13 protein-coding genes are annotated in these 21,990 nt (G+C 74.3%); 5 read left to right on the plus strand and 8 right to left on the minus strand.

Features of this window, described 5'->3' with window-relative positions:
• Nucleotides 1-38: 38 nt before the first annotated feature.
• Entirely contained in the window at nt 39-1,940 is a 1,902-nt protein-coding gene (locus tag KJS59_RS28010; RefSeq protein ID WP_213456510.1) for a chorismate-binding protein, read from the minus strand.
• Nucleotides 1,941-2,160: 220 nt separating this feature from the next.
• Here KJS59_RS28010 and KJS59_RS28015 point away from each other — a divergent pair, with 220 nt between their 5' ends.
• The 3 genes from KJS59_RS28015 (at nt 2,161) to KJS59_RS28025 (ending at nt 6,828) form a co-directional block, all read left to right on the plus strand.
• A complete protein-coding gene (locus tag KJS59_RS28015; protein ID WP_213456512.1) occupies nt 2,161-3,501 on the plus strand; it encodes an FGGY family carbohydrate kinase in 1,341 nt (446 codons plus the stop codon).
• A gap of 108 nt (nt 3,502-3,609) precedes the next feature.
• On the plus strand, nt 3,610-6,399 hold the full coding sequence (locus KJS59_RS28020) for a sensor histidine kinase (protein WP_213456515.1): 2,790 nt from the start codon (nt 3,610-3,612) through the stop codon (nt 6,397-6,399).
• A gap of 6 nt (nt 6,400-6,405) precedes the next feature.
• Nucleotides 6,406-6,828: a roadblock/LC7 domain-containing protein gene (locus KJS59_RS28025; protein WP_249715017.1), complete on the plus strand. Its 423-nt coding sequence runs from the start codon at nt 6,406-6,408 to the stop codon at nt 6,826-6,828.
• Nucleotides 6,829-6,907: 79 nt separating this feature from the next.
• Here KJS59_RS28025 and KJS59_RS28030 read toward each other — a convergent pair whose 3' ends face one another.
• Together KJS59_RS28030 and KJS59_RS28035 are read right to left on the minus strand one after the other, a co-directional pair.
• On the minus strand, nt 6,908-7,906 hold the full coding sequence (locus KJS59_RS28030; protein ID WP_213456517.1) for a phosphotransferase family protein: 999 nt from the start codon (nt 7,904-7,906) through the stop codon (nt 6,908-6,910).
• A gap of 17 nt (nt 7,907-7,923) precedes the next feature.
• Nucleotides 7,924-9,495 (minus strand): GH1 family beta-glucosidase, encoded by a 1,572-nt coding sequence (locus tag KJS59_RS28035; protein WP_213456519.1) that lies wholly within the window; start codon nt 9,493-9,495, stop codon nt 7,924-7,926.
• 943 nt (nt 9,496-10,438) lie between these two features.
• Here KJS59_RS28035 and KJS59_RS28040 point away from each other — a divergent pair.
• Nucleotides 10,439-13,354: a glycoside hydrolase family 48 protein gene (locus KJS59_RS28040; RefSeq protein ID WP_213456521.1), complete on the plus strand. Its 2,916-nt coding sequence runs from the start codon at nt 10,439-10,441 to the stop codon at nt 13,352-13,354.
• A gap of 116 nt (nt 13,355-13,470) precedes the next feature.
• Nucleotides 13,471-13,701, plus strand: coding sequence for a cellulose binding domain-containing protein (locus KJS59_RS28045; protein ID WP_213456524.1), 231 nt, complete (start codon nt 13,471-13,473; stop codon nt 13,699-13,701).
• A 239-nt stretch (nt 13,702-13,940) separates the two neighbouring features.
• Here the strand turns inward: KJS59_RS28045 and KJS59_RS28050 are convergent, their stop codons facing one another.
• The 5 genes from KJS59_RS28050 to KJS59_RS28070 all read right to left on the minus strand — a co-directional run bounded on the left by KJS59_RS28050 (nt 13,941) and on the right by KJS59_RS28070 (nt 21,804).
• Nucleotides 13,941-14,534 (minus strand): hypothetical protein, encoded by a 594-nt coding sequence (locus KJS59_RS28050; RefSeq protein ID WP_213456526.1) that lies wholly within the window; start codon nt 14,532-14,534, stop codon nt 13,941-13,943.
• Nucleotides 14,535-15,705: 1,171 nt separating this feature from the next.
• Nucleotides 15,706-18,072 carry a tetratricopeptide repeat protein gene (locus KJS59_RS28055; RefSeq protein WP_213456528.1) on the minus strand — a complete coding sequence of 789 codons (2,367 nt, stop codon included), beginning with the start codon at nt 18,070-18,072 and terminating at the stop codon, nt 15,706-15,708.
• Nucleotides 18,069-19,865 (minus strand): ABC transporter permease, encoded by a 1,797-nt coding sequence (locus tag KJS59_RS28060; RefSeq protein WP_213456530.1) that lies wholly within the window; start codon nt 19,863-19,865, stop codon nt 18,069-18,071. Before KJS59_RS28060 ends, KJS59_RS28055 begins: the two co-directional genes overlap by 4 nt.
• Nucleotides 19,862-21,145: an ABC transporter substrate-binding protein gene (locus tag KJS59_RS28065; protein WP_213456532.1), complete on the minus strand. Its 1,284-nt coding sequence runs from the start codon at nt 21,143-21,145 to the stop codon at nt 19,862-19,864. Before KJS59_RS28065 ends, KJS59_RS28060 begins: the two co-directional genes overlap by 4 nt.
• Nucleotides 21,142-21,804 (minus strand): ATP-binding cassette domain-containing protein, encoded by a 663-nt coding sequence (locus KJS59_RS28070; protein ID WP_213456534.1) that lies wholly within the window; start codon nt 21,802-21,804, stop codon nt 21,142-21,144. The genes KJS59_RS28065 and KJS59_RS28070 overlap by 4 nt, the downstream gene beginning before the upstream one ends.
• Between the last annotated feature and the right edge of the window lie 186 nt (nt 21,805-21,990).

Below are 21,990 nucleotides of genomic sequence, written 5' to 3' on the forward strand. Positions count from 1 at the left end.
CGCCGCCCGCGCCGCCCGCGCCGCCCGCGCCGCTCGTGTCACGGCGCCGGCAGGGTGGCGGGCAGGAGCGCGGGGAGCAGGTCCGACAGGACGGCCACCCCGTCCCGGCTGAGCACCGACTCAGGGTGGAACTGCACGCCCGCGAAAAACTCTCCCCGCAGCGCGTGCACCGCGCCGTCGCCCGCGTCGCGGGCCAGCCGGACGCGCCCGTACCCGGTCGCCACCTCGTCCTCGTCGGCCAGCGCGGTGAACGTCGAATAGAAGCCCACCCGCCGCGTGCTGCCGAACATCTCCACGTCCCGCTGGAGGCCCTGATAGGGGGCGGTGCGGCGGTGCATCCGCAATCCCAGGTGCGCGGCGAGCACCTGGTGGCCCAGGCAGACGCCGAGCGCCGGGCGGCGGGTGGCCAGCAGATCCCGGACCAGGCGGCGCAGCGCGCGCATCTTGGCGTCCGCCCCGTCCCGCGGATCGCCCGGGCCGGGGCCGACCACCACCAGGTCGAAGCCGGTGAGGTCGCCGATCCCGGTGTACGGGCGCAGCGTCACCCGCGGGCCGAGGGCCCGCAGGACGTGGGCGAGCATGCCGGTGAACGAGTCCTCGGCGTCCACGATGAGCACGTGCCGACCGACGAGCGCGGGCAGGTGCAGCGCGTCCGGCTCGCGCTCCGCCAGCCAGAAGCGGGCCAGATCGGTGTTGCGGGCGGCCAGCGCGGCGGCGATCCGGGGGTCGTCGGCGAGCCGGTCCGGCCGGTCCGCCGGCCGGGCCGGGGCGGCGGGGTGCAGGCCCAGGGCGGTGAGCACGCCGGCCGCCTTGGCGTGGGTCTCGGCGACCTCGCCCGCCGGGGTGCTGTGCCGCACCATCGTGGCGCCGACCGGCACCCGGACCCGGCCGTCCGCGGTCAGTTCGGCGGTGCGGATGAGGATGGCCGAGTCCAGCGACTGCCGCCCCGCCCCGTCGTAGCCGAGCAGGGCGACCGCGCCGGAGTAGTACCGGCGGCCGGTTCCCTCGTGCCGGGCGATGACCCGGCAAGCGTTCTCGATCGGGCTGCCCGTGACGGTCGGGGCGAACATCGTCTCGCGCAGCACGTCCCGCACGTCCAGCGAGCCCCGCCCGGCCAGCAGGTACTCGGTGTGCGTCAGGTGCGCCATCTCCTTCACGTACGGGCCGACGACCTGGCCGCCCCGGTCCGCGACGGTCGCCATCATCTTCAGTTCCTCGTCGAGGACCATGTACAGCTCGTCGGTCTCCTTCCGGTCGGCGAGGAAGCGCAGCAGCGCGTCCGGGTCGGCGCCGGCCGGGCCGTGCCGGTGGGTGCCGCTGATCGGGTTCTTCATGACCAGCCCGTCCTCGACGCTGACCTGCCGCTCCGGGCTCGCGCCGACCAGCGTGCGGCCGCCGGTGTGCACGAGGAACGTCCAGTACGCGCCGCGTTCGCCGACGAGCAGCCGGCGCAGCGCGCGGACCGCCGCGGCCAGCGGCGGTCCGTCGAGGTGGGCGGTGAACGCGCGGTGGATGACGAAGTTGGCGCCCTCGCCGGTGCCGATCTCCTCGGCCAGCACCCGCTCGACGGTCCGGGCGTAGGCGTCGTCGTCGATCTCGAAGCCGCCGCCGGCGGTGGCGATCTCGCCGGCCGGCAGCGCCGACCGGGCGGCCGGCAGCGGCACCCGCTCGGCGGCGTCGATGACCAGGCATTCCAGCGGCAGTCCGTCGTCCACGCAGGCGAAGCCGCGCTCGGAGATCTGCCGGTACGGGATGACGGCCAGGGTGCGGGGGCCGGGGGCGCCCGCGGTGGGCAGCGGCACGGCGCCCAGCCGCCCGACCGGGGCGGCGGTGCCGGTGAAGACCTCCAGGTCGTCGCTGCCCTCGCGGTGCAGCAGCGCGAACGGGCCGGGGTCGGCGCCGGCGGCGATCGTGGTGAGGAGTGTGTCGAGCAGGGTCACGGCGGTCCTTTACGGGCGGGGGCCGCTGGCTCGGCGCCCGGTGCTGCCCGAAGGACTCACGGCGGCCGCCTCATCGGGCGGCCGCGTCGGGAACGTTACGCGCGGGTCGGGTGGGCCGCCGGTCGGGCGGGCCACCAGGAGTTCAAACGCGCGGGCATGCCGACACTCTACAACGGGCACCAGCCCACCGCCGCCCGCACGGGCGATAGCGTGGCGGGCGATGAACGTTCTCGCCCTGGACCTCGGCACCTCGTCGGTGCGCGCCCTGGTGCTCGACGCCGCCGCCGCCCCGGTACCGGGTGCGCTCGCCCGCCGCTCCGCCCTCGTCCAGGTCGACCGGGAGGGCGCCGGCACGCTGGATCCGCGCCGGTACCTCGCCGCGCTGGTCGAGTGCCTGGACGAACTGTCCGCCGCCGGTCGGCTCGCGGGCGTGTCGCTGGTGGCCACCTCGACGCAGTGGCACTCGGTGCTGCCGGTGGACGCCGCGGGCGAGCCGATGAGTCCGGTGCTGACGTGGCTGGACAGCCGCCCGGAGCCGCCGCCCGGCGCGCCCGGCCCGGCCGATCCGGAGGACTTCCACCGCCGCACCGGCGCCTGGCATCACGGTCTGTACTGGACGGTGCGGATCCCGTGGCTCACCGCCCGGTTGGCGGCCACGCCGGCGGGCTTCGTCGGCCTGCCGGAGTTCGTCCTCGGCGCGCTGCTCGGCGCGCCCGTGCCCACGTCGGTCTCGGTCGCCTCCGGCACCGGCCTGCTCGAACTGTCCACGATGGAGTGGGACGCGGAGGCGCGCGCCCTGGCGGGCGTCGACCCGCGGCGGCTGCCCCCGATCGCGCCGCCCGGCTGGCACGGCCGGCTCGCCGCCCGGTTCGCGGCCCGCTGGCCGGAGCTGCGTGACGTCGCGTGGGCGCCCCCGGTCGGGGACGGTGCCGCCTCCAACGCCGGTTCGGGCTGCCTGACCCCGGACCGGGCCGCGGTCACCGTCGGCACGTCGGCCGCGGTGCGGCTGATCCAGCCCGCCCCGGCCGGTGCCGCGCTGCCGCCGCTGCCGCCGGCCCTTTGGCGGTACCGGGTGGACCACGGTCGCATCGTCACCGGCGTCGCCTATTCCAGCGGCGGGAATCTGTACGCCTGGGCGCGGCGGGTGCTGCGGCTGCCGGAGGGCCCGGCGCTGGAGGAGGCGTTGGCGGATATCGATCCGGCGTGCACCCTGCCCGCCGACCCCCGGCTGGCCGGCGACCGGCCGCCCGGCCGCGCCCCCGCCGGCTCCGGCGAACTGCGCGGCATCGGCCTGGCGACCGCCGGGGTGGATCTGCTCGCCGCGCTCCTCAACGGAGTCTGCCGGCGGATCGCCGACGACCTGACTGTGATCGAGTCCACAGTCGATGGGCGGGTGGGGGTGGTGCTCGGCGGCGGCGCGGTGGCCGCCTCCGCGTGGTGGCGGCGGGCATTCCGGTCGGCCCTTGCGCCGCGGCTGGTGACCGACAACGATCAGCCCGAGGTCGGTGCGGTGGGCGCCGCCCGGCTGGCCGCCCGACCGCACGGTCGGCCGGAAATGTAGCCCAAGGTGCCGTTGACACTTCGGCTGATGCTGGTTGGATGGTATGCGCGCCGACGTGCGTGGCTCGTGCGCCCAGGATCGGGCCGGTGGACAGGAAGGGTGGGAGGCGTGGCGGCTGCCGTCCCCGGATCCGAGGGAATGGGCATTGGAGTGAGCCCGCACCGCCGGCGGCGAACCGGTGTACCGGAGCGCGAGGCGTCCACGCCGGCTTCCGGTGAGGACGCGTCGTTCGGCCTCCGGTTGACCGGCGCCCGGAGCGGCACCCCGGCCAGCGTCCCGGGCGGCGGTCCGGCCAGCGCACCACCGCCCGGCCCGGCCCGGCCGCCCCGCTCCCGCCTGCGGGTCCGCGACTGGCGGGTGCCCAACAAGCTGATCGCCGTGCTGCTGGTGCCCTCGCTGGCGTTCCTGGTGCTGGCCGCCATCCAGGTCACCGCGCTGGCCGACGAGGCCCAGACGCTCAACCAGTTCGAGCGGCAGGTCCGGCTGGCCGGGCCGATCACCACACTGGTCCACCAGGTGCAGGACGAGCGGGACACCACCCTCGCCGGCCTCGGCGCCCTCCTGCCGCTGCCCGAGCCGCAGCGGGACACCGGCAAGCTCGGGAACCTGCTCGCCGAGCAGTACACCAATGTGGACGGTGCGATCGCCGACCTGCGCGCCCGGGTCGCCGACGCGCAGCCGGACACGGCGGCCTGGCGGGAGGCGTGGGCGCTGGCCAACAACTGGCTCGGCCAGCTCACCGCCGTCCGCGAGGGGGTCCGCACGAACGCCATCGGCGCGCTCGGCGCCTACGACTACTACGCGCAGCTCGACGACGCGTTGCTGGCCCTGCTCGGCACGCCCTCGCCGGGCAGCGGGCACACCGACCTGATCGAGGCGCAGAACGGCCTGATCGCGATGGGCCGGACCAAGGAGCTGGCCTCGCGGCTGCGGGGCCGGGTCGCGGCGGTCACCGCCGCCCGCCGCTACCAGCCGGGCGACTACGTGGACGTCGCCGACCTGCGCGGCCAGTACGTGCAGGCGCTGGTCAGCTTCCGCGGCAGCTCGCCCACCAACCAGGTGTTCGTCTACGACGACCTGGTGCGCGGCAAGGCGGTGTACGACACCGGCCGGCTCGCCCAGACGCTGGTGGACAGCACCGGTCGCGGCCGGGTCCCGGTCGGCAACGACGAGTGGTGGACCGCCAGCACCACCCAGCAGGATCTGACCCGGCAGGTCGAGCAGCGCCTGGTCAGCCGGGTGACGGACGTGGCCGGGGCGCGCAGTTCGGCGCAGACCCGGCGCACCCTGCTGGCCACCGCCGTGATCCTGGCGGTGCTGGCGCTGGCCCTGCTGACCTCCGTCGCGATCGGCCGGTCGATGGCCGCCTCGCTGCTCCGGCTGCGCCACCAGGCCCTGCGGGTCGCGGACGGCGAGCTGCCGGAGCTGCTCCAGCGGCTGAGTTCGGTGCGCGCCGAGGTCCCCGAGGTGGCGGTGCGGGAGAGCCCGGTCCGCTCCGCGGACGAGATCGGTGAGGTGGCGGAGGCGTTCACGGCCGTGCACCGCAGCGCCGTGCACCTCGCGGTCGAGCAGGCCACCATGCGGCGCAACGTCAACGCGATGTTCGTCAACCTGGCCCGGCGCAGCCAGGTCCTGGTCGAGCGGCAGCTGGAGCTGCTGGACGAGTTGGAGCGTGACGAGCGCGACCCGGACCAGCTGCACAACCTGTTCCGCCTCGACCACCTGGCCGCCCGGATGCGCCGCAACGACGAGAACCTGCTGGTCCTGGCGGGCACCGAGGCCGCCCGCCGGTGGAGCGCCCCGGTGTCGCTGCCCAGCGCGGTGCTCGCCGCGATGGGCGAGATAGAGCAGTACACCCGGGTCCGGCACGACATCGCGGACAACCCCCACGTGGCCGGGCACGCGGTGGCCGACCTCGTCCACCTGCTGGCCGAGCTGCTGGAGAACGCCACCTCGTTCTCCCCGCCGACCACCCCCGTGCTGATCACCGGCCAGCAGACCCGGGTCGGCGGCGCGTTCATCGAGATCGCCGACGAGGGGCTGGGCATGAGCGAGCGCGCCCTCGTCGAGGCCAACGAGGTGCTCGCCGCCCCGCCCGCCGCGGATGTGGCCGCCTCCGAGCGGATGGGCCTGTTCGTGGTCAGCCACATCGCCGCCCGGCACGGCGTCACGGTCCGGCTGCGCGGGGCCGACCCCGGTGTGGTCGCCTCCGTCGAGCTGCCGCCCAACCTGGTCACCCTGGAGCAGCGCCCGGGCGTCGGCCGCGGGGTCGTCCGCCCCGGCATCAGCGCGCTCGCCGCGGCCGTCCTGCCGGCCAGCGCAACCGCCACCGCGCAGATCACCGCGCCGGCCGTGCCCTCGGCGCCCGGCCTGAGCCGGCTGCCGCTGGGCCGTTCCGGGCGCCGCGGCATCGCCGCCGCCGGCGGCGACGACCCCGACGCGCGCAGCGCCTGGTGGTCCCGCAGCGGGCGATCCGGTGCCGGCGCGCGCGGCGGCAACGGCCTCGCCCGGCCCGCGGGCCACGGGTCGCCGCAGGCCGGGTACGGCGCCGCCGCGGCGGGTGGCGGGCACCCCCAGCAGTCGGCCGGCGGCACGCCGATCAGCGGCGTGCCGGTCCCGCCGGCCGCCGGCGGCCAGTTCGCCGGCGCGGCGCCGCCCGCGGTGCCGATCACCGGCGGCACCGCGTCGTCCGGGCTGCCCCTGCGGGTACCCATGGCGCAGCTCCCGCAGGACACCGCCGCGGCCCCCCGCGTGCCGGCGCAGCGGGACGACCCGGACCCCATGGCCATCGGTGGTGTCCTGTCCCGGTTCTACGGCGGCGTACGCCGGGCGGAGGCCGAAGATGCCAGCACGTCAGGACCTGCGCCGTGGCGTGGCGCGGGTAGCGAGGAGGACTAAGCACCCGTGAAAACCTTGAGTCAGCAGGCCCGCGACCTGTCCTGGCTGGTGAGCGCGTTCGCGGAGCGCGTGCCGGGCGTGGCACACGCCGTGGTGGTCTCCTCGGACGGGCTGCTGGTGGCGGTCTCCGACCACCTTCCGCGTGACCACGCCGACAAGCTGGCCGCCGTCACCTCCGGCCTGTACAGCATCACCAACGGCGCGGCGCAGATGTTCGACGGCGACGAGGTGAAGCAGACCGTCGTCGAGATGGGGCGCGGCTTCTTCCTCGTCATGTCCATCCGGGACGGTTCCATCCTGGCCACCCTCGCCGCCGCGGACGCGGACATCGGCGTGGTCGGCTACGAGATGGCGCGGCTGGCCAAGCAGGCCGGCGAGATGCTGACCCCGGCGCTGCGCGCCGAACTACAGCAGGCGCTACCCCGGTAACCCGGTCGCGCCGGGCACGGCGGGACGCGCCACACCGCGTGACCGTGCCCGTCATGACCGGCGTACCGGTGCGCGCGGGTCAGAGGCGGGCGAGTTGGGCGTCCAGGAGACCGCGGATGCCCGCCTCGCGTTCCTCCTGCTCCGGGCCGGCCCAGCCGCGGGTCGCCCCCTCGATCGCCATGATCAGGTACAGGTAGCTGGTGTAGAGGGTGATGCGGCGCCCTTCGGCACCGTCCAGGTCGACCTCCGTGCCGTGCGCGTCCGTGTAGCCGGCCAGCACCTCGGGGGCGTCGGGCAGGTCGCGGAGCAGGGCCAGGCTGACCAGTTCCGCCAGCGGGTCGCCGTAGAAGGCGCGCTCGCCGTCGATCAGCCCGGCCACCTCCCAGCCACCGGACGCGGACGGCGTGACGAACACGTTGCCGTCCCACAGGTCGAAGTGGACCAGGGCGGGGCGGCGCACCTCGTCGAGCGCGTCCGCGTGGCGGCGGAGCAGGGCGGCGATGCGGTCGGGTGGTGCCGGAAGGGTGCTGCCCAGCCGGGCGGCGTCGGCCAGGACGTCGTCGATCATCGCGCCGAAGGCGCCCCGCCAGGTGGTCTGCCAGGTGCGGCTGCCGCGCTGCGGGTACCCGAAGCGGGTGCCGGTGACGCGGTGCGCCCGGCAGGCGATCGTGGTGATCCGGCGCCGGAGGTCGGCCAGCACGGAACCCGCGAGGCCGGCGCCGTTCAGGGGCACCCCGTCGACCCGGCTCATGAACATGAAGTCGCACTCGATGACGGACCGATCATGGTCGGCGTACACCACCTCGGGGACCGGCGTGCCCGCCGGCCCGGCCCGCCGGTAGTACTCGACCTCGGTGCGCAGCAGGTCGACCTCGTGGGTGAGCAGCTTCAGCCCGGGCGGCGGGGAGATCTTGAGGACGAGCGGGCGGTCGTCGACGGTCACCGCGTACACGGCGTTGTAGGAGCCCTCGGTCAGTTCGACCGCGGAGGTGAGCTGACCGCCCGGCCCGAAGGCGCGGGCGGTCAGCGCGTGCAGCTCCGCCGCGGAGGCGCGCCGCTTGGTGCTGCTGCTGCTCAAGCCGGCTCTCCGGGGGATCAGACGGCGTTGTTGGCGATCACCTGACGGTACCAGTGGGCGCTGCGCTTGAAGATCCGCTGCTGGCTGGCGTAGTCCACGTAGATCAGGCCCCAGCGCTGCTCGTAGCCGCACTCCCACTCGAAGTTGTCCAGCAGGGACCACACGTGGTAGCTCTCCAACGGAACGCCGTCGGCGATCGCGCGGTGCGTGGCGGCGAGGTGGTCGCGCAGGAAGGCGACCCGGCTCGGGTCGTCCACGGCGCCGTTGGCGTCGAGCTGGTCCGGGCAGGGCAGCCCGTTCTCGGTGATGGTGAGCGGGATGGCGCCGTAGTCGCGGGTGACCCGGGTCAGGATGTCGTACATGCCGTCCGGGTAGATCTGCTGCCAGAACGCCATCGACGTGGGCCACTTCTGGGTGATCTCGCCGGCGGCGGTCACGTATATCGGTGTGTAGTACTGCACCGCGAGCAGGTCCACCGGCGCCGAGATCAGCTCCAGGTCCCCGTCCTGGATCGCCCGGACCATGGGGCTGCCCGGACCGAGGTCGTCCAGCACGTCCTGCGGGTAGTGGCCGCGCAGGATCGAGTCCAGGTAGAGGCGGTTCTCGTACCCGTCGTACAGCTCGGTGGCGGCGCGGGACTCGGCGCTCTGGTCGGCCGGGTAGCAGGGGTGCAGGTTCAGCGCCGGCCCGATGCGGCTGGCGATGCCGGTGGCGCGCATGGCCCGCACGGCCAGGCCGTGGGCCAGCTGGAGGTGGTGGGCGGCCAGGTAGGCCCGGTCCGCGTCGGCGAAGCCGGGGGCGTGCGAGCCGCGCAGGTAGCCGTTCTGCACGACCGTCTTGGGCTCGTTGACGGTCAGCCAGGTCGGCACCTGGTCGCCGAGGGCCCGGTAGACGAGATCGGCGTAGTCGGCGAACCGGTAGGCGGTGTCGCGGTTCTCCCAGCCGCCGGCGTCGTGCAGCACCTGCGGCAGGTCCCAGTGGAACAGCGTCGCCATCGGCTGGATGTTCCGCTCGTGCAGGCCGTCCACGAGCCGGCGGTAGAAGTCCAGGCCCCGCTGGTTGACCTGGCCGGAGCCGTCGGGCAGCACCCGGGACCAGGAGATCGAGAACCGGTACGAGCGCAGCCCCAACTCCTTCATCAGGTTGAGGTCCTCGACGTACCGGTGGTAGTGGTCGGCCGCCACGTCGCCGGTGTCGCCGTTGGCGACCTTGCCCGGGGTGCGGCTGAACGTGTCCCAGACCGACTCGCCGCGGCCGTCCTCCTTCGACGCGCCCTCGATCTGGTACGCGGAGGTGGCCGCGCCCCAGCCGAAGCCGTCGGGGAAGCGCAGGCCCAGGTGAGGCTCGTGCAGCGGGTCCGGGGTGCGGTGGCCGTCGGCGCCCTCGCCGGAACCGTTGGGCGCGGGGGTGGTCAGCGCCGCCGGGGTGGGGCTGCCGAGGGGCACCGCGGCGGTGGTCGCGGCGAGCACGGGCGCGTGCTCCACCGTCGGCGCGGCGACCGTGGGGGCCGTATCACCACCGGTGGCCGGGCCACCACCGCCGGCGGACGGAGCGCGGTGCAGCTGGTGCCGCCGGTTGTCTACGGCCATATCTCGTTCTCCTCGGAGGGGGTCAGTCGCCTCGAAGCATCGGGAGCGGAGCATTGGGAGCGCTCCCAAGCGTAAGGGTAAGCGTATCCGGGGCGATTGAACAGGGGCGGGGGTGGGTGGATCACCCGACTGGTGGCGAGGGGCCGTTCGGGCTGACGCGACGCGCAGCGGCCCGGACGGGCCGGACATTCCTGGCCCGTCGTTGATGCCAGTGGGTGCCGGGAGAAGGTAGCGTAGGGGCGGGGAGGGCAATCCCCGCCCCTACCGGGTAGTTCACACGCACCGATGCGGGTCTGCCTCCACGGTGGTGCGTGCCGCGCGGGAGCCGGGCCACGCGAGTGGCTCTGCTTCCACCTCCCTTCGACCGGGTAGTGGGTCGGCTGATGGCGGAGTCCGGGCTGGCCCGCCGCCAGTCGCACGGTTCGGACGCTAGCTGCGGTGTCGGTCGCAGCCATGTCCTCCGTGACTTCAACATCCGTCAATGGAAGCGCTCCCATCGACGTTGATGCGACTGTAGCCGGCGTCACGCCGATGTGAAAGACCCAAAATGAGATCGAAACATCGGCGAAACCCCGGCGTGCATCAAAATGACCTTCCGGCGCTGGTCAACCCGGTCGCCAATCATCCTCAGTGGACGGAGGAGCGCTCCCACTTGCCTCGGGAGCGCTCCCATGGAAAACTGTCGAACTAGTCGCAGCCGGGAGCCAGACACTGCGCGCAGGACCGCCGAGGGCATCCGACTTTCCGGACGGCGAGCCTCCTTCCGACACCCCCGACCACAACCCCCTGGTCGGCGTGAACCGCCGCTGATCCCGGTCCGGGACGGGTCCATCCCCTTTTTCCCCCAGGCGCCTTCGTACCCGCGCCCGCTCCACGTACCGCGCCGGAGGCGCTTCGCCGGAGCCGCACGGCTCCGCTCAGGTCCGCGAGGAGTAGCGAGCAGATGAAACTCAGTCCGAGATGGCGCCGGGTGGCCATGCTGGCCGCCGGCGCCCTGGTCGCGGGAGGGATCGCCGCCGCGCCCGGCGGCGTCGCCTTCGCCGCGCCCGGGTGCGACGTGGTCTACTCGACCAACGACTGGCCCGGCGGGTTCACCGCGAACATGACGGTCACCAACAAGGGTGACGCGTGGCAGAACTGGACGGTCAAGTTCACCTTCCCCACGAGCACCCAGCGCGTCGACCAAGGCTGGAACGCGAACTGGACGCAGAGCGGCTCCACCGTGACCGCGACGAACATGTCCTACAACGGGCAGCTCGGCAACGGCCAGTCCACCTCGATCGGCTTCAACGGCGCGTGGAGCGGCAGCAACCCCCCGCCGACCTCCTTCTCGGTGAACGGCACCACCTGCGGGGCCGCCCAGACCAACCAACCGCCCACGGTGGCCCTGACCGTGCCGGCCGGCACCAAGACCGCCCCGGCCGACGTGCCGCTGACCGCCACCGCCAGCGACCCCGACGGCTCGATCACCAAGGTCGAGTTCTACCGCAACGGCATGCTGGTCAACACCGACACGACCGCGCCGTACTCGTACACCCTGACCGCGCTGCCCGCCGGTGACTACACCGTGCAGGCCCGCGCGTACGACAACGGCAACCCGGCGCTGACCGCGATCGACGAGAAGAGCTTCACCGTCGTGGCGCCCAGCGGACCCTCGATCATCGCGGCGCCGACCTCGGTGACCGTGCCCGAGGGCGGCAGCTCCACGGTGAACCTCAAGCTGTCCGCCGCCCCGACGGCGAACGTGCCGGTCACGCTGACCAAGACCGGTGACCCCGACATCACCGTCTCGCCGACCAGCGTCACGCTGACCTCGGCGAACTGGAACACCGGCGTCAACGTGACCGTCTCCGCGGCCCAGGACGCCGACACCACGAACGGCACGGCGACGATCACGGCGAGCGCCACCGGGTACACCTCGGCGACGATCACCGCCACCGAGGCGGACGACGACGGCCCCAGCGGCAGCACGTACACCCAGGAGTTCCTGGAGCTGTACAACAAGCTGAAGGCGCCGGCCAACGGCTACTTCAGCCCGGAGGGCGTGCCGTACCACTCGGTCGAGACGTTCATGGTCGAGGCGCCGGACCACGGTCACGAGACCACGTCCGAGGCGTTCAGCTACTGGCTGTTCCTGGAGGCCCAGTACGGCCGCATCACCAAGAACTGGACGCCGTTCAACAACGCCTGGGCGACGATGGAGAAGTACATCATCCCCAGCGGCTCGGACTACAAGTGGGGCGGCTACAACGCCTCCTCCCCGGCGCAGTACGCCCCGGAGAAGGACTACCCAGACCAGTACCCGGTCGCGTTCGACACGAACGTCAAGACCGGGCAGGACCCGCTCTACAGCGAGCTGACCAGCACCTACGGCAACGGTGACGTCTACGGCATGCACTGGCTGCTGGACGTGGACAACACGTACGGCTTCGGCAAGTGCGGCGACAAGACCACCCGGGTGGCGTACATCAACACCTACCAGCGCGGCCCGCAGGAGTCGGTCTTCGAGACCATCCCGCAGCCGTCCTGCGAAACGTTCGCCTTCGGTGGCCCCAACGGCTACGGTCCGCTGTTCGCCCAGGACTCGAACCCGGCCAAGCAGTGGAAGTTCACCAACGCGCCGGACGCCGACGCACGGGCCGTGCAGGCCGCCTACTGGGCGCTGTCCTGGGCGACCGAGCAGGGCGTGGCGTCGCAGGTCTCGGCCAGCGTGACCAAGGCCGCCAAGATGGGTGACTACCTGCGCTACGCGATGTACGACAAGTACTTCAAGAAGCCCGGCTGCACCTCGCCGAGCTGCGCGGCCGGCACCGGCAAGGACGGCTCCAGCTACCTGCTCTCCTGGTACTACGCCTGGGGCGCGGCGCTGGACGGCGCCTGGAGCTGGCGGATCGGCTCCAGCCACAACCACAGCGGGTACCAGAACCCGATGGCGGCCTGGGCGCTGTCCCAGGTGCCGGAGCTGACCCCGCGGTCGCCGAGCGCCAAGACGGACTGGACCACCAGCCTCAGCCGGCAGATCGAGTTCTACACCTGGCTGCAGTCCTCCGAGGGTGCGATCGCCGGCGGCGCGACCAACAGCTGGGGTGGCTCGTACCAGACCCCGCCGGCCGGCACGCCGACCTTCTACGGGCTGGCGTACGACTGGCAGCCGGTTTACCACGACCCGCCGTCGAACCAGTGGTTCGGCTTCCAGGCGTGGAGCCTGGAGCGCGTCGCGGAGTACTACTACAAGACCGGTGACGCGAAGGCCAAGGCCGTGCTGGACAAGTGGGTCACCTGGGCGCTGGCCAACACCACCGCCAACGGGAGCGCGAACTACCAGATCCCGTCGACCCTCACCTGGACCGGCCAGCCGGGTGGCAACTGGAGCTCGCCGAGCAGCACCGTGAACAACAGCGGCCTGCACGTCACGGTCCAGGACTACACCAACGACGTCGGGGTGGCGGGCGCGTACGCGCGGCTGCTGATCTACTACGGCGTCAAGGCCAACCACGCCCAGGCCAAGGCGACCGCCAAGGGGCTGCTGGACGGCATCCTCCAGCACAAGGACACCAAGGGTGTCTCGGTGCCGGAGACCAAGGCGGACTACAACCGCCTGGACGACCTCTACAGCAGCAGCACCCACCAGGGCCTCTACGTGCCGTCGAACTTCAACGGCAAGATGCCCAACGGTGACGTGATCGCCTCCGGCAAGTCCTTCCTGGACATCCGTTCCTTCTACAAGAGCGACCCGGACTGGTCCAAGGTTCAGTCGTACCTGAACGGCGGCCCCGTCCCGACCTTCAACTACCACCGGTTCTGGGCGCAGACGGACGTCGCACTGGCGCTGGCCGACTACGGCGCCCTGATCGGCTAGGAGGCACCCCACCGCACCACCGCCCGGGCGGGGTCCACCGCCCCGCCCGGGCACCCCTACCAGATGGAAAGGTCCGGCGTGTTCGCGAAGAGACTCGTCACCGTATGGTCAACGGCGTGTTCGTCGACGCGCAGGCGATGGGCCTGAAGGTGATCCGCGCCTGCGGCTGGTCGGCGACCCGGACCCGGACCCGGTCCGGCGCCGGCGCGGCCGCGACGTCCATGTCCCGCAACGGCGCCCGCGCACCGAGCGCCGCCAACCCGGTCGGCTTCACCGGCACCTGCACCGGCAGCGCCGCCGAGCCGACCGCCTTCACCCTCACTGGCGGCGTCCGCGCCGTGAGCTGACCGCGTGGAGGGTGACCCAGACGGCCTGATACCCACGATCAGGCCGAGCAGAAAGTGGTGGGCCGGCCGGCCTGGCCAACGCCCGGCCGGCCCACCACGATACTCCGGGCCCCGGCAGGCCCGGGCCGCCGAAGCCCTGGCGGGGGTGCGGCGGCGGGCGGGCGGTGGCGTTCGGCGCGCCACCGCCCGCCATCTGCCCGCCGGCTTGAGGGCCTCGGTTCCCGGCCCTCGCGGGGGCGTCAGTCGCGGTAGCAGCGCCAGGTGTAGGCGTTGGCCGGGTCCGAGTAGCGGGCCACCGCGTCGGTGCCGTACCGCCACTGGCACGCCGCCCGCATGTTGATCAGCTCCCGGCGGTTGCGGGTGCGGCACTCCCAGTTGTCCTCCGCCGGGTTGGTACCGCTGCGCAGTTGCGCCTCCCGCATGCCACGCTGCGTGTAGCAGTAGGTCATCAGCATCAGCTGAAGTCCGTTGTCATTCGACGGCCCGAGCAGCACCGGCGCCGACGTGGTGGCCGGAGCCGTCGGCGCGGCGGTCGACGGCTTGCGGGGCGGTGCCTTGGTGCGCTTGGGCGCCGGGGGAGCCGCGTTCTCCGTCGGCGCGGCGGTCGGCGCCTCGGTGGTCGCCGGTGCCGGCACCGGCGTTGGTGGCTGCGCCACCACCGCCTCCGGCCTCCCGTCATACCAGGGCAGCCCGGCGTTGGAGACCAGCGGCCACGAGGCGAGCAGCACGACCAGCGCCACCGCGCCGGCCGCCACCAGCCAGCCGTACCGCCGGAACCACGACCGCAGCCCGTCCTCGCCGGACTGCGGGTCGCGCTCCGGCTCGGCCGGCACGTCGAAGTGGATCGCCGCGGTCGGCCCGTCCCACGCCGGCCCGTCGGCGCGCGGCCCCGCTGCGCGCGCTCCGTCCTGGCGCGGCGGCGGAACGCGTGGTCCGTCCGCCCTCGGGCCGTTTGTGCTCGGGCCGCTTGTGCTCGGGCCGTTTGTGCTCGACTCCGTTGTGCTGGGCCCCTTCGTGTTCTGCTTCTTCGCGCTCGGCTCGGTTGTGCTCGGGTCCTTCGCGCTCGGGTCCATTGCGCTCGGGTCCATTGCGCTCGGCTCGGTTGTGCTGGGCCGCTTCGTGCGCTGCCTCGTTGCGCTCGGGCCCTTCGCGCTCGGGTCCGTTGTGCTGGGTCCGTTCGCGCTTGGTCCGTTCGTGCTCGGTCCGTTCGTGCGTGGGTCCTTCGCGCTCGGGTCCTTCGCGCGTGGCTTCTCGGTAGACGGTCCCTCTGGACGCGGCTCGTCGCGCGGGCCGGGTTGGGCTGGGATCCGTGGCAGGACGGCCGTGTCGTCGCCATCCCCGGCGGCGGCCTTCGGGGTGGCGTCCCCGGTGGCTTTCGCGGGCGGGTCGGTGGCCGGCTTCGCCGGGCCGGGCGCAGTCGTGGCGGGCGCAGCCGGGCCGGGCGCAGTCGTGGCGGGCGCAGCCGGGCCGGGCGCAGTTGTGGCGGGCGCAGTTGTGGCGGTGGGGGCCTTCGCGGCCTTGCTGTGCGCGGCTTGCTCGGGAGGGGAGCGCCTCCCCTTCGCCCTCGGGGCCGCGTCGTCGCCGGCCAGGTGGCGCGGGCCGCGGTCCGCCGGTATGGCCGGGGACGGCACCGGCGGCGGCGGTGGCATCGGCGGCAGCGGGGCCACCGGCGCGGGCGGGCGGGCGTCGGGCCGGGCGGGTGGGGCGGCGGCGCGGTCGTTCGGGTCGTCGGCCACCGTAGGCCGGCCTCCTCAGCAGCACAGACAGGTCGAAGTCAACGGAACTCTAGCCACCCCACGGGCCAGCCGGGCTCCCACAAGAAGCCAGGTTCCCGCTCGGCTGGTCGGCCACCAATGACGGCAGATTACCGGGTTTCCGACAGCCGCGGGGGCAGCGGTGGGCGCCGATGGGCGCTACTATCCATCCTGACTGCCCGCTCAGCTTCCCCCGTGGTTGAGCGGGCAGTCTTCTGTTCCGCGCGGGTCCTCATCGAACCGGTCCGGCCTAGCTGGCCAGCCGGAGCAGGGCCGCGGCGCGCGCGGTGTCGTCCCCGACCGCCTCGCCCACGTCGGCGGCCTCCTGCCAGTACCGGCGGGCCTGCTCGGGGCGGTCGACGGCGAGCGCGGCGTCGCCCAGGTACAGCAGGGTGCGCCCGAGGGCGGCGTCCGGGTCGCGCCGCTCGCGCAGCCGGCGGGCCTCGGTGAGCAGGTCGTGCGCCCGGTCGCCGCGCGGCGGGTCCGCACTGACCAGCATGGCGCCCGTGTTGAGCAGGGCGGCGGCCCGGCCCGCCTCGTCGCCGAGGCGCTCGTACTCGGCCAGGGCGGCCCCGCCGGCGTGCGCCGCGTCCAGGTGCTCACCCAGCCGCCACTGGGCGAGGACGAGGTTGGTCAGCGCGGCGGCGTACCCACGCCGCTCGCCGATGCCGTCGAACGTGTTGGCCGCCCGGACCAGGTGGTGGCGGGCCCGCGCGGCGTCGTCCCGGGCCAGGTACGCCGCGCCCAGCCCCAGTTCCGTCAGGCCCTGCCCGGCCCGGTCGGCGGGGGAGCGGTGCCGGCGGGCGCGTTCCAGGTACTCGATGGCCAGGTCGACGTCGCCCTGGTCGAGCAGGGCCAGGCCGAGGTTGGTGCCGGCCTGGCCCTGGCCGCGGCGCGGGCGCTCGGTGACGGCCAGGGTGAGCGCCGCGGTGGCGCCCCGGGGGTCGCCGCGGCGGCGGCGGATCACGCCGATCTCGTTGTGCGCCCAGCCCGCCACCGTGGGTCGGTCGCCCGCCGTGGGGGTGCCGAGGACCGCGACGCAGACCTCCTCCCAGTGCGCGAGATCGTCTTCGTGGGCGTACCACAGGCACAGCGCGGCGGCGAGCCGGAACCACCAGCGGCGCAGCGTGCGCGGCAGCGGGTCGCCGACGCCGGGCGGGCCGGCGGCGTTGACCACCAGCTCGCGCAGCAGGTCGTGGTTGAGGGTGAACCAGTCGTCCGGGTCGTCGTCCAGGTGCAGGCCGGCCGGTCCGGGGACGGCGGCGACGGCCAGCGTGGCGGCCAGCCGCTCGGCCCGGCGGGCCAGGTGCCGGACCAGCCCCGCCTGCGCGCGGACCCGGCGCCGGGCGGGCTCGTCATCGCGCAGATGCAGCCGGGCCAGCGCCGCCAGCAGGGGCCGCACGTGGTAGCGGTCGCCCTCGGCGGAGGCGACGAACGCGCCGGCGGCCAACTCGTCCAGCAACTGGCCCACCTTGCCGACGGGCCAGCGGGTCAGCGCGGCGATCGGTTCCCGGCCCAGCGGGCGGGGTGCCAGCGACAGCAGCCGGAACAGCCGTCGCCCCGGGCGGCTCAGCGCCCGGTAGGCGGAGTCCCGCCGGGTCAGCAGGGCCAGCGCCTCGGCGTACGGGACCGGCAGGTGCGGCGGCGCGACCACCGCGCGGCGCAGGGTGGCCAGCAACTCGTCGGTGCGCCACCCGTGCCGGGCGGACCGGTACCCCAGCGCGCGGACGATGCGCGGCTGCCGCCCGCACAACTCGACCAGTTCGCCGACCGCCGGGTCGGTGCGCGGGTCGGCGCGGCGGGTGCGGCCGATGCCGCCGTCGTGCGCCGCCGCCGCGAACATCTCCACCGCGTCCCGGGCGTCCGGCTCCTCCAGCCAGCGGATCGCCACACCGTCCAAGGTGGTCAGTTGCGGCGAGCCGGCGAACAGCAGCCGGCAACTCGGCGCGGGCGGGAGCAGGGCGCGCACCTGGGCGTCGGAGGCCACATTGTCCAGCACCAGCAGGGTCTGCTTGTCCGCGAGCGCGTGGCGGATGGCGGCGCCGGCCGCCTGGAGATCCTGCCAGCGGGCCGAGCGCGGCGGCGGGGTGCCGAGCTTGCGGCCCAGCGCGCCGAGCACCTGGCGGGGGCTGAGCTGCCGGCCGGCGCCGCGCAGGTCCAGGTACACCGGGCCCTCGTCGAACCGGTCCCGCACCACGTTGGCCGCCTGCACCGCGCAGGTCGAGGTGCCCACGGCGCGGCGCCCCACCACGGCCACCGCGTGCTCGTCCTCCAGCGCCGCGATGATCCAGTCCAGGTCGGCGCGGCGGCCGGTGAAGCCCGACGTGTACGGCAGGTCCGTGGGCACGCCCGGGCTCTGCTCCGGTACCGACTCGGCCGGGTCCGCCGCCCGCTGCTGCTGGGCGAGCCGGCGCCGGCGCCAGTCCAGCAGCGCCAGGCCGCCGCCGCCCAGCGCGGTCATCCCGACGAACGACCAGGTGAGCGCGTTGAGGTTGCTGCCGACCAGGTTCGCCACCACGTTGCTGGCGATGCTGCTGACGAACGAGCCCGCCGCGATGGCCGCGGTCACCACCCACTGCCAGCGCGGCGTGCGCGGGGAACCGCCCGGCGCGCTCACCGGATCGACCCCGAGACCAGGCCGGCGACCACCTGCCGGCGGAACACCACGACCAGCACCAGCGGCAGCGCCGAGGCGATCACCGAGCCGGCCGCGAGCGGCCCGCCGGCGGTGACGAACTGCCGGGCCTGCCCGTACAGCAGCAACCCGAGCGGGGTGGCGTCGGGGCCGCCGAACAGCAACCCCACCACGAAGTCGTTCCACACCTGGACGAACTCCAGCACGCACACCGCCACCACCGCGGGGACCGTGGCCGGCGCGAGCCGCCACAGCACACTCCACTCACGACGGACGGCCAGCCGGGCCTCGCGGACCCGCCGGGGCGGCACGTCCGCGAGCGCGTTGCGCAACAACAGGATCGCGAACGGCACCCCCAGCGCCACGTGCACCAGACCCAGGCCCACAACGCTGCCGGCGAGCCCCACCGCGTCCAGGATCTCCTTGATGGGGCCCGCCACCACCTGCGTCGGCACCACCGCCGAGGCCAGGATGAGCACGCCGGACACCTGCGCGCCGGGCGGCGCCAGCCAGGCCAGGGCGTACGCGGCGAGCAGCGCGACCACGAGCACCACGGCGGTCACCGCCGCGGCCAGCGCCGCCGTCAGCCCCAGCGAACGGCTCAGCTCCGAGCTGGCCAACTCCTCGCGGTACGAGTCCAGGCTCGGCGCCCGGCTCCACCAGCCGGAGGCGGCGGCGTCCAAACGGGTGTGCAGCGACGTGGCGATCAGCACGACCAGCGGGATGAGCCAGAGCACGGCGGCGAGCGGCGGCACGATCCGCCGCAGCCGGCCCGGGCGGGGACGCTCGGCGGACGGCGCCGGGCTCCGGGTGGCGGGCTCGGGTGGCGGCCACGCCTGCCGGGAGAACCAGGCCGCGCCGAGCATCCCGAGCGCGACCGCGGCCAGCCACACCACACCCAGGGCGGCCGACTGCCCCCGGGTCGTGCCGCCGGTCTGCCACACCCGCACGGCAAGCACCGACGCGTCGTCCACGGCGGAGCCCGGAGCCATCATGAGGATCAGGTCGAAGGTGCGGGCGGTGGCGAGCGCGACCAGCGCGAAGACGATGGCGACCGTGCGGCGCAGCAGCGGGCGCCAGGTGCCGTCGAGGAACACGTCCCGGCGGGTGCCGCCGTGCGCCCGCACCGCGTCGGCCAGGCCGGTGGGCACCAGGTCCAGCGCCGCCCGGAACACCAACACGGCCAGCCCCACCCAGGCCCAGACGAACGCCGACATCAGCGCCACGGTGATCAGCCGGGGACCGAGCCAGGACGGTACCGCGTCGGGGTCGGCACCGACCAGCCGGAACACGGCGGCGACCAGCGCGGTGAGCGTGCCCCGCCGCGGCTCCGGGTCGTAGAGCAGGTGGAACGCCACGCCCGTCACCACCAGCGGCAGCGCGATCGGGGCGACCAGCACCAGGGTCACCCAGCGCCCGCCGGGCGCCCGCCGGGTGGCGGCGGCCAGCACGTACCCGAGCAGCGTCACGATCGACGGGACCACGACCGCCCACAGCAGCGTGCGACCCACCACCGCCCAGGCGCCCTCGGCGTTCAGGGCGGCGTGGAAGTGCGCGGTACCGACCCAGCCATTCTCATCCGTGACGCTGGCCAGCACGGTCCGCAGCACCGGCCAGAGCACCAGCGACACGAGCAGCACCGCCGCCGGCAGCAGCAACAGCGACGCGACCCCGGCGGTCGGGTACGCGCGGCCCCGGCGCGGCGGTCCGATGTCGTCCAGCAGGACCGCCTCGCCGAGCAGCGCCGTCGGCCGGTGCCGGTGTTCCCGGCTCATCGCCCGGCTTCCCGGATCGCCGCCGCCGCCCGCTCCATCCGCTCGACCGCCCGGCTGACCGCCGCCTCGCGGGCCCACCGGTTGACCGTCACGTCGGCGAAGAAGTCCTGCAGGATCTGCCAGCTGCCCTGCCCGTCCGCCCCGGTCAACGCGCCGGGCAGCCGGTCGGACAGGTCGAAGCGAACCTCCTCCTCGGAGGTCAGCTGGGACGCGAGCTCGGCCGCCAGCGGGGTCGGGTACCGGTGGGTGTCGACGAACCGGTTCGGCGACAGGTACCCGCCGGCGGCGACCCACGGGCGGAATGCCTCCGCGGTCACCAGCCAGTTCACCAGTTGGCGCCCCGCGACCGAACCCCTGAACACCACCGCGGCGTCGCCGCCGACCACCAGCGGCAACCGCACCGGCTCCTCCGCGGTGCCGGTTGGGCGGCCGGGGAAACGGAACGGCTCCGCCGCCGCGGCCCGCGGCCGGTACCGCTCGACCACGCTGGCCACGAAGTCGCCCTCGAACACCATCGCCGCCTGCCGGGTGGCGGTGACCTGGAGAACCGACTCCTCGTTCTGGGTCAGCAGCGCGCGGCGGCCACCCCCGGGGAACACGTCCGGCGTGGCCCACAGCTCGGCCAGGTCCGTGAACGCCTGTCGGACCCGCCCGTCCGTCCATGGCCGCTCGCCGCGCGCCAACTGGTCGTACTCGTCCGCGGAAAGCAGCACCGCCAGCCGGTTCTCCAGCCAGTCGGTGAGCACCCAGCCGTCCGCGGCGCCGATCGCGAGCGGCCGCGGCCCGGTCGCCGCCGCGAGGTCGCGGACCAGGGTGACGAAGCCGGGCCAGTCCTGCGGCGGGCTGGGCAGCGTGCCGGGCACCCGCCAGATCAGCGACTTGTGCGCCGCCTTCACCCACACCCCGTGCAGCGCGCCGTCCGCGTACAACAACTGCGCCCAGCGCGGCGTGAACGCGCTGGCCAACGCGTCGTCGAGCGGCTCGAGCCAGCCGGCCCGCGAGTAGTCGGCGACCAGACCCGGCCGGGACAGGACCGCCACATCCGGCGTGGTCCCGGCGGCCCGCCGGGCCTGCAGCAGGGCATCAATGTTGTCGCCCGCGCTGATCACCTCGACCGGCTGCCCGTACCCGCGCAGCACCCGCCGGAACAGCTCCAGTTCCCGCCCGCTCCACACCACCATGACCTGCACGCCCCGGTTGCCCGGCCCGCAGGCGCCCAACGCCGTGGCCGCCGTGGCCATCCCGGCCGCCCGGAGCACCGTGCGCCGCGTCGCCCTCACGACTGCGGCCCCGCCGTGGTCGCCTGCTGCTGCCGGGCCGGCGAGACCGGCGTGACCGCCCGGTCGAGCTGCGCGGCCAGCGCCGCGGAGCCCGTGCACACCAGCACGGCCGGGTCGAGCGCGGCCGGCGAGGTCGCCCGGTCCAGCATCTCCCGCAGGCTCTCCGCACCGTCGCCGCCGTCGGGCAGGTCCACGATGAGCACCTCGGGCAGGCACGCCACGGCGCGCGCCACCGCCGCCCGTAATCGCTGCCCCGCCGAGAGCTGATGCGGCCGCAGGTGCAGCGTCGGCACCAGCTCCAGTCGCTCGGTCAGCGATGTCACCCACGACTGCGCCAGCCCGTGCACCCGCTCCCGCCGCCGCAGCCCGTACTCCACGTTCTGCGCCACCGTCAGGTGCGGCAGCAGCGCCCCGCCGCACGGCACGTACCCGATCTGCCGCCGCACCGGAGGATCGCCGGTGACATCCCGATCGCCGACCAGAATCCGCCCGCTCGCCGGCCGGCTGAGCCCGACCAACGTCCGCGCGGTGGCGGTACCGACCTCGACCGGGCCCAGCAGCGCGACCCGCTCCCCGGAGCGCATCCGCAACGGCACGCCGGCACGGCCGCCGGGCGGCACGGCGACCACAAGATCGACCAGGCTCAGCGTCGCCGTCACCTCCCCGGATCCGCAGAACCGTAACCGGACCGCTACAGTCGCGCAACCCCGCCACGCGGCGTCGCCGGTCCGTCCATAGTGGCGCAGCCACGCGGGCCCGCGGTCACGCGCCCCGGCCTCCGGCCCCGGCAGGGCAGGTAATGCCGCCGCGCCACTCTGCTCTGCTCCCCAGGAGGAAACACTGAG

This window comes from Rhizomonospora bruguierae, assembly GCF_018397995.1.
Classification (GTDB): Bacteria; Actinomycetota; Actinomycetes; order Mycobacteriales; family Micromonosporaceae; genus Rhizomonospora; species Rhizomonospora bruguierae.

Coding starts and splice junctions, on each gene's coding strand:
- KJS59_RS28015 (WP_213456512.1), top strand. CDS start 2,161: ATGAACGTTCTCGCCCTGGACCTCGGCACCTCGTCGGTGCGCGCCCTG.
- KJS59_RS28035 (WP_213456519.1), bottom strand. CDS start 9,495: ATGGCCGTAGACAACCGGCGGCACCAGCTGCACCGCGCTCCGTCCGCC.
- KJS59_RS28040 (WP_213456521.1), top strand. CDS start 10,439: ATGAAACTCAGTCCGAGATGGCGCCGGGTGGCCATGCTGGCCGCCGGC.
- KJS59_RS28060 (WP_213456530.1), bottom strand. CDS start 19,865: ATGAGCCGGGAACACCGGCACCGGCCGACGGCGCTGCTCGGCGAGGCG.